Here is a 15,061-nt window from a genome sequence, read left to right as displayed (position 1 = left end):
ATTTCCGGGGTGCGTGCTGCACGGGGCTTTGTCACGCCGGTGATCCACTACCCTCGAACGTAATGGCTTCGAAGTGCCCCTTCAGTTCACTTGCATGGCAGAGCACGCTTAGCCTGAATGTGCCGCCCGTAGCGCTGGAAACGTACACGCGCGTGAGCCCTTCCTGATTCGTCTTCCCGTGCCGTCCCCGGAAGTCCACCCTGGTTGTTTCTCCCTCACCACTTTCGACGAACCAGTCCACTAGCTCGCCTACACCCAGGTTGCCAAACCTATCCATCAACGTTGCGTAGAGTTCGACTTCCTGGCCGCTTGGCACAGGCCCCGATGGCACCGGCGACTTCAGCATCGTTACGAAGTCCAGGCTGTCTTTGTCGGGAATGAGTTCGATGGTCGGGGCGTTCTCGGGCTCAAACAGGTCCAGCCAGAAAACGGGCGTGTCCTCGCCCATTTTGTCGCCGGGGGTGTATGTGGCCACGAATTGCCCGTTGTGATCGGTATCGCCTGTTTCTTCGATGTCGCCCAGGCTGGCGCGAAAATGCACGCCGATACCGCTCAAAGGCTCTCCTTCGGGGTCTCTGAGCGTTACCGTGTAAGTAGCGGTTTCGGTCGAGCGAGCTACCACCTGGGTAGGTTGCACAACGCAGGTCATGATCACCAGTTGCCGCAGATCCCCCGGCACTTGAGCGAGCGGCGTACGCGCCTCGGACTGACTCAGCAAGGCCAGTTCAGCGGCCTCGGCGTAGGCGCCCTTGTCCACCGCTTCAGGCAAATGGCCCATCAGGAAAATCGTCAGCGCATCCATTCCCGTTTTCCTGGACATCTCATGGACGCGGATAAGCACAGCCAGCTGGCTAAGGTTTCGCAGTATCAGCCGATTCGGATCCAGGCGATTGACGCACTCACGCACCTCCTGCACGCTCCAGTCGAAAAACTCGGCCAGACGCAGGGTAGAAGCCTGGTGCGCCAGTTGCCGCGCCTCCACACCAAGAGCTTCTTTCAGTGCGTTGACTTCGCGCAGGTAGTCGAGCAACTGTTGCGCCGGCTGTGTGCTCAAGCCAAATGCCCGGGTCAACGTGGTCAGGTGATAAAGCCTGGTGACCGTGAGGGCATACTTGTCGGTCTGCCCCATCCAGGCCCGATAACCGTAATCCAGATAATCCTGGAGCAGAGTGGCACTCAGCCCCAGCGTTGAAACCACCTCACTGCGCCGCCGAACCTCGGCCAACAGCGTAAGCAACAGATCGGCATCCGGATTGCGCCTGGATGGTTCGGTATTCGAATCGATGCGAGATTTCACCTGGCGCAAAAACTGGTAAACCGTTTTGTCGGCCCAGTTCAGTACCGGTATTGCCTGATCCGGTTCAATACCGGCATAGACCGCCAGCGTTTCCTTCACCAGGGATGCCTGAGCGTCCCTGGCCTCGAGCAGAACGTTGAGCAGGGTGTTGGCCAAATTCGTGCGCACCCCGGGTTCCAGGGTACCCAGGGCCTGATCGACTGCCCATTCGACCTTTCTCTGCATCTCGATCAAATACTGCTCCGGCGTGCCGATGGGCGCCAGCAACAACCCATCGGCATCGACAACAGGCGCCGGTCCGTCCTCAGTTGCTACCAGGAAATCCAGCCAGCTGGCCGCACCGGCGGGCGGTAAACCAGCCATCAATACCGCCGCGTTGGAGAACAGCACCGTAGGCAACAGATTACGTATCTGATCAAACAGCTGCTGGTCCTGCTCGGTGGCTTCACGAGCGGGTTGCGCTGTTGCCGCGTGTTGCAACATCCACAGCACAGGCAAGTTGTTTTGCTCGCACCACTGCACGCACGATTGCAGGGCGTCAATGATGTTCAGAACGTCCGGTGTCTCGCTGGCGCTCGAACCAATCTTTGGAGTGCCCGCCAACTCATTGAGCCAGGTCTCCCCCCCCATCAGTAGCAGCATCAGCACGCCTTCAACGGGGGTCATGCCCAGCAATCGGGACAACCGCACCAGCCGATAGAAACTGGAAATGATCGGCAGGTTGCGTTTGAACGTGTTGTTGTTGATGCCGTGGGCCTTGGCCACTTGCAACGCCAGATACTGGTAAGTCTGTGTGTCGATCCCCAGGCCACTGCACAACTGGCTGATGGTCAGGTGGACTTGGCCCGGTGCAGGCGTTACCGGAAACTCGCCGTCATCCAGAACCAAAGGCTCCCGGTAGCGGCCTTGACTGTTGAACACCTGGTCGAATTGCGATAACGCTTCGCCGCGCCCGCAAATGGCCAACTGATCGATGAATACCGCAAAGTCTGCCGCTGTGCAGTTGTAGCGTTCGCGCAAGGTCTGGAACAGCCCAATGGCATGCACGACGTTGTCCGTGATCCACCACTTCGTTTCATCCGCACCGCCGCGCACTTCAGCCCTGATCGCAGCAGCCAGCAAGGCGTCCACCTGGTCACTGGGCAGTTCCAGCCAGTTGCACAGGCGTATCATGCGGTTCATCCGGTCGAAGGCGGCAAGCCCTTCATCATTGTCGTGAACAACAGACAATCGATGCAGAGACGCAGGACTTTCATCCGCAATGTTGATATTCACGCCGGGATAGGCATTGGCATTGATGTAGACCGACCCGGAACGCCCGCTTTCGACGGGATCTTCGGGCCAGATCACATTGGCCGAACGTACCGGGGCGAAATCACGGATGGACAGCAGACGTTCAATCGCCAGCGTGTCAAGCTTGGTGTGTTCGCCGAAGTACGGAACCTGACTCAGGTTCTGCGGCCCCGCATCATGCTCTATGTCTGAGCCGTAGTTGTCCCGATAAAATGCGTTACGGTCTGCAAACGGTACGGGAGGCTCCGTTAACACGTTCCGCTGATAGGGCCCGAATCGCGAGGAATGCGCCAGCGCACGTTCGGCGAAACCAATCCAGGTACCGGACTGCAAAAAGTAGGGGTAGTCCAAATGGACCGCGTGGGCAAAATCACCCACTGACAGATTGTTGAGTTGCGCAACACCGTCAACGGTGACCCAGTGTTGGAAGTACGGCAGGCCATTGGGATAACGCGCTTCAATCATCGCGTCTTCGATTGTCTCTGGTGGATCGGTTTCTGTTGAATGTTCAGCAATGAAGCGCTCCAGAACCGAGACGATAATGTCCACCGAAGACACCGGCCGGAACACTGCATTGAAATCCACGGACAGATCCATCAGATCAGCACGCCGCTCTTCGAGGGGGAAGCCCGGTGGATCAAGCTTTACGGACTCGATCCGGTCGCGGATCCAGAGCAACAGAAAGATCAGGTAGGCCACCGGGGATGCCATGGACTCCAGAGACTCCGGCAGAGCCATCCTGTCGAACTCGGTATTGAAAAGCAGCTCATATCGTGGCCCCGTCACCCACGATAGCAATCCGTCCGCTGGCTCAGGCACGCCATCGCCACCGCTCAGTTGCTGCTCGATGAACTGACGGCTCAGGTAAGTGGCCATGCTGTTGGCTCGACGTAAAAACCGTCGGGCGTCCTCCCGGTTCATCTGATACTGGCTGGCCAGGTGCTCCACCCCCTTCTCTACCAGCGGGAAAATCGAGCCACCGTTTTTCAGGTAGGCGTGGAGTGGTTGCAGAACAGAGTCCTTAGCGTTTTCCTCTTCTGGAAACAACTGCGTATACAGTTGCAGACCGGGACGGCGCGAATCAGCCATGATCGGATTCCTTGGGTCGAGAGCTGGCCTGAACTGCCCGACGTATTCGTCAGGCTGCACATGTATTCAGGTCAATTTGGCGCTGGAAAGCCAGAAGCGTCTACTGTCAGAAATGACAGGTTTAATGACCATTCGTCGGCTTTTCGCGACTCAGTGGTTCGGAAGGAACCTGCACAACTTCGAAGCGTGCGCTCTCGGCCCAATCGGACACCCTTGTTCCCGGCGTGAGGGTCTGCCGGAAACGGCACCATTTGCCGCCCGGTGCTAGCGACACAGCGGACTCACCGCGCCATGCGTTGCCGGAGACGGTAATCAGCGGCGTCCATTTCTGCTCCGGGTTGAACCAGCTCACGATTTGCCCGACACCGCCCTCGCCCGTACCGGCAAAAGCCACCGGATGTTGCACCCAGCGTCCCGCTGCCGGTTCAGCGATGACGGGCAGATACAGCCCCGCCACGACCTTGCGCGAGGCAGCGCCTGACTCGAAACCATCAAGCACTGATGTCACTTGAAGAACCATGTCGCCGTCGATCTGAGCTTCCACGTTGATCGACCAGGTTCGGTCATCCAGCACGACAGTGCTTGGCGCGGCGCTCCCCAGCGTCACCGTGACGGTATCGCCGGGCACACCGAAGCCTGACACCACCACTTGCCGACCGACTTGTTCGCCTTCGATCGGGGTTTCGACAAAAGGCGCTGCCGGGACCACGTCATAGGTCAAGTCTTCTGTGAAGGAAGATTCATGTGTCCTGTTGTTTTCCGTGAACAATTGTCGGGCCTGGATAATGTAATTGCCGACTGGCAGCGTCACTTCGCGTTGCCAGTTACCGCTCGTCGGCACCGTAATATCGCTCAACCACGGTGCGTCAGCGCCCTTGAACCAGACCTCGACCTGCGCTGAAGGGAAGCCGGTGCCCCTGAGCGTCGCAGTGCGCGTCAGTTTGTCGCCCGCCTGCGGCGTGGTGATCTGCGGTGGTGGCACCACCACGTTGAAAGTTCGATGGTCGCTTCTTTCGGACGGACGCCCGTTGCGCTCCTGTTGCGCGAAGATCGTGAACTCACCGAACTTCAAACCAGTGAGCTGGATTGCCCATGTGCCGCCCTCGACAAGCTGAGCTTCTGCTATTTCTTGTTGAAACTGCGACTCGTGCAGTTTCATCGTGGCGCCGCTCACACCTTCGATGCCCTGGATCATCACGTCCGGCTCCACGTCAGCGCTTTCGACCGGATACGTAATGACCGGTTTGAGCATGGCCGGTTGAAGCGTGAAGTCTCTGGATTGCGCCTCCGAGTTTTGCCCGGCGGCCGCTTGGGTAACGTAGATGGTTTGGGAGACATCCGCGGGAAACGGCTCTGGTCGCTGGAAGGTCCATGTGTCCTTTTCAACGATCCCGCTATAGACGTTGTCGTCGCCGCGGAAGGTGATGCTCACCGTGGCGCCTTCCAGGCAGGTGCCGCGGAACGTCGGTGTCAGGCCTTCCCGGGGTGGCTCGTCCACTGTGGGTGGCAGGGGTGGAATCGAGACCTTCAACACCACACGGTTGAGTGAACAATGCTCCTCGATACACTGCTGGATATGGACTTCCCGATCCTTCACCGGCCCCCAGTATTCATTGGCTGTGCTCGACCAGATCCCACCGCTCACGACTGCATCAGGGGCAACCTTGAGGTCACCACCAGGATGGTAAAAACTCACGGTGGCGCCGTTGTAACCCTTGCCGCTGAAGACCGGCCGGTAGGCTTTGGTGTATGTCACGTCGGTGACATCCGGCATGTTGTTGCGGATTTCCAACTCATAAGGCTGCGACTCGATCCAGCCACTGGCGTTGTCCTGAATCTTCAGCACGACCTCGACTGAATAAATTCCAAACGTCCAGCCTGTCGATGTCGTTGTCCAGGAACAATCGGCTCGCACAATGACATTGGGCGGCGTGTTCGGTGGCTTTTCGCCCGGGTAACGCTTGATGGCGAACTGAATTTGCGTTTCGAGGTGCTGGTCGTAATAGCCGCTACCGGAAAACGTCATGGTTTCTTGATTGAAGGTGTACTCGACCGTCGGTTTGCCCGGGCGCACCCGTATGCCGAAGGGTTCGCTGTTTATTGAGGTAATTCCCTTGACTGTCTGCGTGCCGAAAATCGAATGAGGGCCAGGTGTAAGGGTGCCTTCTCGGCGCCATACACCCGTATCAGGATGTGGCCAGCCCACAACCACAGGATCGCTCCCCATTTGCTCTGAATAGACGTCGACCCTGTTCTGATAGAAACCGGTGGCACCGGTTCCCTCGAACATTGATTTCATGTCCACGATTGGCGGCGAAGCGGGGTTGGGCTTGGGTGCTGTGAACACGGGAGGGCCAATAAGATAAAACTCTTGCGGGTCCCCCCAGTCGGAGTGGCCGCCGTTCAGACTCTGTTGGGCAAGAATGGTATAGCGTGCCCCTCGCGCAAAAGTATGGGTACTGGTTGTGAGCCATTCGCCGTCGGAAACCGCCTGGTAAGAGGCCACCGACTCCAATGAGCCGGATATGTAAACCCTGATGTTGGCTCCTTTCAACGCCCCGCTGCCCTTGATCACGGGTCGAACACTCTCGACGGGCAGATTGATGTCCGGGGACGTAATCCTGATTTTGCCTAGAACGGTGAACGTCTTCGTCTGGGTATATCGGCCCACCGTTCCTTCGACATCTTCGCGGATCAGTAGCTCGTGCACGCCTTGGGGAAGGCCCGTCGATAATGTGACAGTCCATCGCCCAACATATGGAGTAGTGGACGTGGTACTGATTACGGCTTTGTCGGCAGCACGCACAAGCTTGATCACACTGCCAGGACGGGCAGTACCTGATACCGTCCCGGCAATCCAAACCACGCTAGTGGCATCGAACGCGGCGGGCTTCCTCACTTCAACATGCTGGGAAGTCCACGGAGCCCAATCGTCACCTCGCCTCCACACACCATCAAACTTGGCCTTCCCTTCCACGAGTCCATTGATCTGAATAGTGTTCCAATGAACTGCCTGGAACCAAGCTCCATCAAGAATCATCCTGCTTGAGTTTGCGGAATGAAAGTCCATCCACACCTGATTATGTTCACCGGTATACGATGGAATACTGAATGTAATCGGCGTATCGGGGCTGACAAGAATCGTGCTGTTTCTGTAAAGAAACTGGAGAGGTTGCCAAGCCTGAGCTTCTGAATCCCCGTCATCCTCCTTCGAAGCATGCTCAACCTTCTCAGGAATAAAAGTACCCTCTGACATGATCGCTCTCCTTTGACCAGGGTTCTGGCAGCTAGGTCTTGTTTTTACAGAACTCGCGAATACCCAGGCACCTGTAAAACCTGACAGTCCCGACGAACGGTAAATGCTGCAGCAGAGCAACTGAAAGCGTTCTGCATCGGCTAACGCCGCTTGGTTATTGGCAGAGAAAACGCTGGGTGACGAGTGGACGATTGCGATGGTTTAACGCGTGGGTGGGGTACCCAAAAGGATGCTTTCGCGAGCAGGTTCGCCCTCACAGGATTTGCGCAAAGCACAAATCGAAGGTGTAGCGAACCTGCTCGCGAAGCTTTTAGCGGGTTTGAATCAGGCAGAAGCCGGCAATGGCTGAAAACTGAAATAGCGCTGCAACGCCTGCACCAGTTGCCCGAATTCCGGCGGGGCGCGTTGCAGGACGAAGCCGGCGTCGTAGTGCATCGGCGTGGCGTCCTCATGGCACCACACGCAACACGCGGTGAAGTCGATCACCTGTTGGCAGCCATCGCTGGCGGGGATTTTCAGGCGTAACTGGAAGTCCACGCCGACCATCATGGGCAATTGGCTGATGAGCATCAGCCCGTCTTCGGAGAGGTTGCCGAGAAAACCGATGGGCTTGTCGGTGACGCTGTTGAACACTCTGAGGAAATACGGCAACTGATGCCGTTCGATCCGTTCGGTAAACATGCGCAGTTCGCCATGCAAGGCTCCGTCACAGAGCCGCACCTTGCTTCGGAACGTGCCTGCATCGCAGGCTCGCTCTCCCCGCTTCCGGTGTAACGGTCGCTACGTCGCCGTCACCTTACAACTGCCAGTCGCAGGTGTTGCTCCGGATTCAGAACGCGGTGCCGAATCCGGGTTATTCGACTATAGCTCAGCTTGTACACACGGCCAGATTTTGTATGACAACTGTCATCAGAAACGGGTCGGGCGCACCACGGCAGCGGCGCTGCGCGTCGGGTAATGGCCCAGGCTCTGCAAGGTTTCCAGACGGGCACGGGCGCGATAGGCGTATTCGCTGTTCGGGTACGAGGCGATGATGAATTGATAGGTCTGCGCCGCGTCGACAAACATTTTCTGCCGTTCCAGGCACTGGCCGCGCATCATCGACACTTCCGGCCACACGTACGGGCGGGCACGGCTGGCGCGTTCGACCTTGGACAGTTCGAGCATGACCTGCTCGCAGTTGCCACGATCGTAGGCGCTGTAGGCGTTGTTCAAATGATGGTTCATCGACCAACGGGTGCAGCCCGTCACGGCGAGGACGCTGAGGGCAAGGGCGGCAATGGGCAACAATCGCATGGGGGTTCTCCTGTCTTGTGCTCTGTATCGACCCTTGCCGAGAAATCTTCAGAAGTGTTTACGCCAATCGTCGTGTTCAATAAAGAAAGTAATAAGTAGTGCATTCGAACAATGACTACACCCCAAGAGCATAGTAGCCTTCGCTAGCGCTTGAACTCAGGAGTCTTTGCATGTCCGTCCGTCGTACCAAAATCGTCGCTACCCTTGGCCCGGCCAGTAACTCGCCGGAAGTTCTCGAACAGCTGATTCTGGCTGGTCTGGACGTTGCCCGTCTGAACTTCTCCCACGGCACCCCCGACGAGCACAAGGCTCGCGCGAAGCTGGTGCGTGACCTCGCTGCCAAGCACGGTCGCTTCGTCGCCCTGCTCGGCGATCTGCAAGGCCCGAAAATCCGTATCGCCAAATTCGCCAACAAGAAGATCGAGCTGAAGATCGGTGACAAGTTCACCTTCTCCACCAGCCATCCGTTGACCGAAGGCAACCAGCAAGTGGTCGGCATCGACTACCCGGATCTGGTCAAGGACTGCGGCGTGGGCGACGAGCTGCTGCTCGACGACGGCCGCGTGGTGATGCGCGTTGATACCGCCACTGCCACCGAACTGCATTGCACCGTGACCATCGGCGGCCCGCTGTCCGACCACAAAGGTATCAACCGTCGCGGTGGCGGCCTGACCGCACCGGCCCTGACCGAAAAAGACAAGGCCGACATCAAGCTCGCCGCGGAAATGGAAGTCGACTACCTCGCGGTGTCCTTCCCGCGTGACGCTGCCGACATGGAATACGCCCGTCAACTGCGCGACGAAGCCGGCGGCACTGCCTGGCTGGTGGCGAAGATCGAACGCGCCGAAGCCGTAGCGGACGACGAAACCCTCGACGGCCTGATCAAGGCATCCGACGCGGTGATGGTTGCCCGTGGTGACTTGGGTGTGGAAATCGGCGACGCCGAGCTGGTGGGCATTCAGAAGAAAATCATTCTGCACGCACGCCGCCACAACAAGGCCGTGATCGTCGCGACCCAGATGATGGAGTCGATGATCCAGAACCCGATGCCGACCCGCGCCGAAGTGTCCGACGTGGCCAACGCCGTGCTCGACTACACCGACGCCGTGATGCTCTCGGCCGAATCCGCCGCTGGCCAGTACCCGCTGGAAGCTGTTCAGGCGATGGCGCGCATCTGCGTCGGCGCTGAGAAGCACCCGACCGGTAAAACCTCCAGCCACCGTATCGGCAAGGAATTCAGCCGCTGCGACGAAAGCATCGCGCTGGCGACCATGTACACCGCCAACCACTTCCCGGGCGTCAAAGCGATCATCGCGTTGACTGAAAGCGGCTTCACCCCGCTGATCATGTCGCGCATCCGTTCTTCGGTGCCGATCTACGCGTTCACCCCGCACCGCGAAGCCCAGGCCCGCGCGGCGATGTTCCGTGGCGTGTACACCATTCCGTTCGATCCGGCTTCGCTGGAACCGCACGAAGTCAGCCAGAAGGCCATCGACGAGCTGACCAAACGCGGCGTTGTGGAAAAAGGCGACTGGGTCATCCTGACCAAGGGCGACAGCTACCACACCACCGGCGGCACCAACGGCATGAAGATCCTGCACGTGGGCGACCCGCAGGTCTGAGTGACGCGCTGAAAAACCAAAGCCCCGCCATGTGAATGGCGGGGCTTTTTGTTTACTGCTCTGGAAAATGTGCCGATTGATCCGGCCTCTTCGCGAGCAAGCTCGCTCCCACAGGGAACGCATTCCAATGTGGGAGCGAGCTTGCTCGCGAAGAGGCCGGCACAGTCAGCGAAAATCTCAATGTCGTTTGATGAATCCGGTCAACGCCACCATTGCTTCTGGCGAACGAAGGCGCTGGGTGAACAATGCGCCCTCCTCCTCGATCACCTTACGAATCAAGTCGCGATCCGGCGCTCGCATCAATTGCTTGCTGATACGCACCGCTTCGGCCGGCAGTTCATCGAAACGCAGCGCCATTTCCCGCGCCTTGCTTAGCGCCGCAGCGCCGCTACCCAATGCTTCGGTCGCAATCCCCCATTGCGCCGCCTGTTCACCGCTGAAGCCTTCGCCCAGTAACAACAACTCCGCCGCTTTGGCCTGCCCAAGCAGACGTGGAAGGATCAGGCTCGAGCCGAACTCCGGGCACAAACCCAGGTTGACGAATGGCATACGCAACCGCGCATCGCCGGCCACATAAACCAGATCGCAGTGCAGCAACAATGTGGTGCCGATGCCCACCGCCGCGCCGGCTACAGCGGCGATCACCGGTTTGCGGCACTCAAGCAGGTTGAGCATGAAATGAAACACCGGGCTGTCGAGGTCACTCGGCGGTTGCTGGATGAAGTCGGCAATGTCGTTGCCGGCGGTGAAGCATTCGGCGCTGCCGGCAATCAGCACGGCGTTGATCGTAGGGTCGCCATCGGCCTGTTTCAGCGCCTCGGCGAGGCGACTGTACATGGCGCGGGTCAGGGCGTTCTTCTTGTCCGGGCGGTTGAAGCGCAGGGTCAGCAAACCGCGTTCGCGTTCCAGCAGGATGGCTTCGGTCATGATGTGTCTCGCGTCTGAAATATCAGCGCTCAACCACGGGACAGGAACACGTCGGCCAGCAGTTGATTGCGCGGCAATCCGGCCAGGTACAGACGTCGGGCGAAGGCGTCGACGCTGGCCGTCGAACCGCAGACTAAGGCCAGGGTTTGCCGGGAGACAAGGCGCAGTTGCGCCAAAGCGGCGGCTGACTCGGCCGCCGTCCACAGCTCGACACTGAGGTTTTCCCGCTGCGCCGCCAGTGCCGCCAGGGGTTTGGCCAGATAGTGCTCGCGATCGTCATGAGCCACGTGAATGACGCGGATCAGGCCTTGGTGATCCTGGCGCAAGGCTTCGCGCAGCACGCCGAACAAAGGGCCCAGACCGGTGCCAGCGGCCAGCAGCCACACGGGGCGATTGTGCCAGTCCGGATCGTAGTGCAAGGCGCCACCGCGCAGTTCACCGAGACGGATCGGATCGCCGATCTGCAATTTTCGTGCGGCATCGCTGAATTCGCCAGGCTGACGGCAATCGAGATGGAATTCGAGAAAGCGGTCTTCCTCCGGCAGGCTCGCCAGCGAATACGGCCGCGCAATGTGCCCGATCCACAACACCAGATGTTGCCCGGCGCTGTAGCGCAACGGCCGTTGCGGGGTCAGACGCAAGCGCAGGACGCTGTCGCTGAGCCAGTCCAGCGCTTCGACCACTGCCGGGCGACCATCGGTGATCGGGTCGAAGGTGTGCACCTGCAAGTCTTCGACGACCTGACACTGACAGGCCAGGCGCCAGCCTTGCTGACGCTGTTCGGCGCTCAAGGCGTCCGGCCGATTGTCGGCAGGCAGGCCTTGCACACATTGCACCAGACAGGCATGGCAACTGCCGGCGCGGCAACTGTAAGGCACGGCGACGCCATTCTGATTGAGGGCATCGAGCAGATTGCTGCCCGCCGCCACTGACCATTGTCGTTCACCGACGCGAAGTTCAGGCATCGACGTTCTCCCACGCGGCCGCACAACGATTGCGCCCGTCTCGCTTGGCCCGATACAAGGCCTGATCGGCGCGCTGCAAGGCGTCGTCCAGATCATCGCCCAACGCCAACAGCGTCATGCCGGCCGACAAGCTGAGGTTGCGCACATTCAGGCCGACCAGTTCAACGTCAGTAAAGGCAATACGCAGACGTTCACAGCAAGCAGTCAGCCGTTCGGCGTCGCAATCGGGCAACAACACAACGAATTCCTCACCACCATAACGCGCCAGCACATCACCGTCGCGCAGACACGCCTGGGCAACGCCGGCGAAGGCCTGTAACACCTGATCGCCGGCGGCATGGCCGTGCAGGTCGTTGATGCGTTTGAAGTGGTCGAGGTCGATCAGCGCCAAGCCGTGCACGACATCGTCGTCCATTTCATCCAGCTCTCGCGTGGCCAGACGCAGAAAATGCCGACGATTGAACAGCCCGGTCAGTTCATCGGTGGCAACCAGATCTTCCAGTTGGCGCATCATCCCGCGCAGAGTGTCCTGATGCGCCTGCAAGGCAAACCGGCGCTGGCGCTGGCGTTGTCGCGAAACCTGGACGAAGCGCGCGTAAAGCACCAGCCACGCCAGCACCATTGCCAGAATGCACACCTGCAAAGCGGCAAGCGCCGGCTCGCGCAAGCGGAAGTTGTAACCGTCCCACAGCGTGATGGCACAGAAACTGAAGAACACCAGCAATGCGCAGCGGATGAACGCCCGTCGACTGAGATGGAACAGGCCGAACAGCAGGATCAGTACGTAGAACACCAGAAAGGCGCCGCGGGCTTCATCCAGATGGGCGATCAGCCAGGTCTGCCAGCCGAGACCGATCAACACCTGCGCTTCGGTCAGGCTGGGATCGGCAAAGCGCAGGTTGCGCCCACTCCAGAACAGTGCGAACAGCACCGACTGGCTGATCACCACCAGCGCACTGCCGACGGCCACAGAAGTCAGGGACTGCTCGTAGTGCCCCGTGAAAAACGCCAGCCACAGCAGCAGCAAAGCCAATCCATAGGTGGCCGCAGCGAGGGCAAAGCGTTTGAGCAAAAGACGTTGAATGGCGTTATGGGTCAATCGTTGACTCACCGTGCGATAAGAGGCTGACCGAGTGTCCTACTCTACAGACCGGCTGCCACTTTAGAGGCGTAGTCGATAAATGACCACCGATTTTCGGGCCCGAAAATTGACGTCAAAAGTGTGGCCTGCGTATACCGCCAAAAGCCCCTCAACCCTAGCCCTCTCCCAGAGGGAGAGGGGACTGATCGAGTCGATTGTTGGCGATACGCCGACCTGAAATACCGAGCCGGACTCAGATTGGAACAGCATGAAGATCGGCTCCCTTTCCCCCTCGCCCCCCTGGGGAGAGGGCTGGGGTGAGGGGGTGAATCTTGAAGTGCAAACCCGCTGTCCGATATTCGCCCACCCATGCGACCAACGAATGACTGCCGGCGCGTGTACGCCCCACCGAGGCGCGGTATACTGCCGCGCCTTTTTAGCGTCGCGCCAGCAGCCCCGGCGTGCCTTGAAAGGTGTCTGCGACCGACCGATGCACCCAAGCCGCAGGCACCTTATTGAATGTTCCCGTCTTTTAGAGGAGCGCGACTCATGACCGTGATCAAGCAAGACGACCTGATTCAGAGCGTTGCCGACGCCCTGCAGTTCATTTCCTATTACCACCCCGTGGATTTCATCCAGGCGATGCACGAAGCCTACCTGCGCGAAGAATCGCCAGCGGCCCGTGACTCGATGGCGCAGATCCTGATCAACTCGCGCATGTGCGCTACCGGCCATCGCCCGATCTGCCAGGACACCGGTATCGTCACCGTGTTCGTGCGCGTCGGCATGGACGTGCGTTGGGATGGCGCCACCATGGGCCTGGACGACATGATCAACGAAGGCGTGCGTCGCGCCTACAACCTGCCGGAAAACGTCCTGCGTGCCTCGATCCTCGCCGACCCGGCGGGCGCTCGGAAAAACACCAAGGACAACACCCCGGCCGTGATTCACTACTCCATCGTCCCGGGCAACACCGTGGAAGTGGACGTGGCGGCCAAGGGCGGCGGTTCCGAGAACAAGTCGAAAATGGCCATGCTCAACCCGTCCGACTCGATCGTTGACTGGGTACTGAAGACCGTTCCGACCATGGGCGCCGGCTGGTGCCCACCGGGCATGCTCGGCATCGGCATCGGCGGCACCGCCGAAAAAGCCGCCGTCATGGCCAAGGAAGTGTTGATGGAATCCATCGACATCCACGAACTGAAGGCCCGTGGCCCGCAGAACCGCATCGAAGAAATGCGCCTGGAGCTGTTCGAGAAGGTCAACCAGCTGGGCATCGGCGCCCAGGGCCTCGGTGGCCTGACCACCGTGCTCGACGTGAAAATCATGGACTACCCGACCCACGCCGCCTCGCTGCCGGTGTGCATGATCCCGAACTGCGCCGCCACCCGTCACGCACACTTCGTGCTCGACGGCTCCGGCCCGGCCTCGCTGGAAGCGCCACCGCTGGACGCCTACCCGGAAATCGTCTGGGAAGCCGGCCCGTCGGCTCGCCGTGTCAACCTCGACACCCTGACCCCGGAAGACGTGCAGAGCTGGAAGCCGGGCGAAACCGTCCTGCTCAACGGCAAAATGCTCACCGGTCGCGACGCCGCGCACAAGCGCATGGTCGAGATGCTCAACAAGGGTGAAACCCTGCCGGTCGATCTGAAAGGTCGCTTCATCTACTACGTCGGCCCGGTTGATCCGGTCGGTGACGAAGTGGTTGGCCCGGCTGGCCCGACCACCGCGACGCGGATGGACAAGTTCACCCGGCAGATCCTCGAGCAGACCGGCCTGTTGGGCATGATCGGCAAATCCGAGCGCGGCCCGACTGCGATCGAAGCGATCAAGGACAACAAAGCCGTGTACCTGATGGCCGTTGGCGGCGCTGCTTACCTGGTCGCTCAGGCGATCAAGAAGTCGAAAGTGCTGGCGTTCGCCGAACTGGGCATGGAAGCGATCTACGAGTTCGAGGTCAAGGACATGCCGGTCACCGTTGCGGTGGACAGCAACGGTGAGTCGGTGCACATCACTGGTCCTGCGATCTGGCAACAGAAGATCAGCGAAAGCCTGGCGGTAGAAGTGCAGTAAGCCCTTCGCTGCCATAAAAACGGCCGGTTCATCTGCAACGATGACCCGGCCGTTTTCACAGGGGTCAACCGTTCGCGATAAAAAAAGCGCCGAAGCATACAAAATGATCTTGCGCACCTGTCAGATCTGACAGGTTCATTTACCTGCCATTCTTGTTAGCGT

The 15,061-nt window shown here is 59.4% G+C and carries 9 protein-coding genes; 2 read left to right on the top strand and 7 right to left on the bottom strand.

Features of this window, described 5'->3' with window-relative positions; all coding sequences use genetic code 11:
- Positions 1–31: 31 nt before the first annotated feature.
- From H8F23_RS04845 to H8F23_RS04830, 4 genes are all read right to left on the bottom strand, one after another.
- A complete protein-coding gene (locus tag H8F23_RS04845; RefSeq protein ID WP_194933596.1) occupies positions 32–3,679 on the bottom strand; it encodes a Tc toxin subunit A in 3,648 nt (1,215 codons plus the stop codon).
- 121 nt (positions 3,680–3,800) lie between these two features.
- Entirely contained in the window at positions 3,801–6,935 is a 3,135-nt protein-coding gene (locus tag H8F23_RS04840; protein ID WP_194933595.1) for a hypothetical protein, read from the bottom strand.
- A 324-nt stretch (positions 6,936–7,259) separates the two neighbouring features.
- A complete protein-coding gene (locus tag H8F23_RS04835) occupies positions 7,260–7,616 on the bottom strand; it encodes a PilZ domain-containing protein (RefSeq protein ID WP_194933594.1) in 357 nt (118 codons plus the stop codon).
- 228 nt (positions 7,617–7,844) lie between these two features.
- Positions 7,845–8,231 (bottom strand): tetratricopeptide repeat protein, encoded by a 387-nt coding sequence (locus H8F23_RS04830; protein ID WP_042560673.1) that lies wholly within the window; start codon positions 8,229–8,231, stop codon positions 7,845–7,847.
- Positions 8,232–8,401: 170 nt separating this feature from the next.
- On the opposite strand from H8F23_RS04830, the gene pyk reads away from it, so the two are divergent.
- Positions 8,402–9,853 (top strand): pyruvate kinase, encoded by a 1,452-nt coding sequence (pyk, locus tag H8F23_RS04825; protein ID WP_194933593.1) that lies wholly within the window; start codon positions 8,402–8,404, stop codon positions 9,851–9,853.
- Positions 9,854–10,030: 177 nt separating this feature from the next.
- On the opposite strand, the gene H8F23_RS04820 is transcribed toward pyk, so the two are convergent.
- The 3 genes from H8F23_RS04820 to H8F23_RS04810 are packed head-to-tail and all read right to left on the bottom strand — an operon-like array spanning position 10,031 to position 12,844.
- Positions 10,031–10,780 (bottom strand): enoyl-CoA hydratase-related protein, encoded by a 750-nt coding sequence (locus tag H8F23_RS04820; protein WP_194933592.1) that lies wholly within the window; start codon positions 10,778–10,780, stop codon positions 10,031–10,033.
- A 29-nt stretch (positions 10,781–10,809) separates the two neighbouring features.
- Entirely contained in the window at positions 10,810–11,745 is a 936-nt protein-coding gene (locus tag H8F23_RS04815) for an iron-sulfur-binding ferredoxin reductase (protein ID WP_194933591.1), read from the bottom strand.
- The gene (locus tag H8F23_RS04810; RefSeq protein WP_194933590.1) at positions 11,738–12,844 is read right to left on the bottom strand and encodes a GGDEF domain-containing protein; all 1,107 of its coding nucleotides are present in this window, start codon (positions 12,842–12,844) and stop codon (positions 11,738–11,740) included. Before H8F23_RS04810 ends, H8F23_RS04815 begins: the two co-directional genes overlap by 8 nt.
- 531 nt (positions 12,845–13,375) lie before the next feature.
- On the opposite strand from H8F23_RS04810, the gene H8F23_RS04805 reads away from it, so the two are divergent.
- The gene (locus tag H8F23_RS04805; RefSeq protein WP_133340783.1) at positions 13,376–14,899 is read left to right on the top strand and encodes a fumarate hydratase; all 1,524 of its coding nucleotides are present in this window, start codon (positions 13,376–13,378) and stop codon (positions 14,897–14,899) included.
- Positions 14,900–15,061: the final 162 nt, after the last annotated feature.

Source organism: Pseudomonas neuropathica, from assembly GCF_015461835.1.
In the GTDB taxonomy this organism is placed as follows: domain Bacteria; phylum Pseudomonadota; class Gammaproteobacteria; order Pseudomonadales; family Pseudomonadaceae; genus Aquipseudomonas; species Aquipseudomonas neuropathica.
Note: the sequence above shows the minus strand (reverse complement) of the source record. Positions and strands in the feature narration are given on the sequence as shown.

What these genes read in the sequence shown, in the direction of transcription:
- H8F23_RS04805 (WP_133340783.1), top strand. Translation starts at nt 13,376, where the DNA reads ATGACCGTGATCAAGCAAGACGACCTGATTCAGAGCGTTGCCGACGCC.
- H8F23_RS04835 (WP_194933594.1), bottom strand. Translation starts at nt 7,616, where the DNA reads ATGTTTACCGAACGGATCGAACGGCATCAGTTGCCGTATTTCCTCAGA.
- H8F23_RS04815 (WP_194933591.1), bottom strand. Translation starts at nt 11,745, where the DNA reads ATGCCTGAACTTCGCGTCGGTGAACGACAATGGTCAGTGGCGGCGGGC.
- H8F23_RS04820 (WP_194933592.1), bottom strand. Translation starts at nt 10,780, where the DNA reads ATGACCGAAGCCATCCTGCTGGAACGCGAACGCGGTTTGCTGACCCTG.
- H8F23_RS04830 (WP_042560673.1), bottom strand. Translation starts at nt 8,231, where the DNA reads ATGCGATTGTTGCCCATTGCCGCCCTTGCCCTCAGCGTCCTCGCCGTG.
- H8F23_RS04845 (WP_194933596.1), bottom strand. Translation starts at nt 3,679, where the DNA reads ATGGCTGATTCGCGCCGTCCCGGTCTGCAACTGTATACGCAGTTGTTT.
- pyk (WP_194933593.1), top strand. Translation starts at nt 8,402, where the DNA reads ATGTCCGTCCGTCGTACCAAAATCGTCGCTACCCTTGGCCCGGCCAGT.
- H8F23_RS04840 (WP_194933595.1), bottom strand. Translation starts at nt 6,935, where the DNA reads ATGTCAGAGGGTACTTTTATTCCTGAGAAGGTTGAGCATGCTTCGAAG.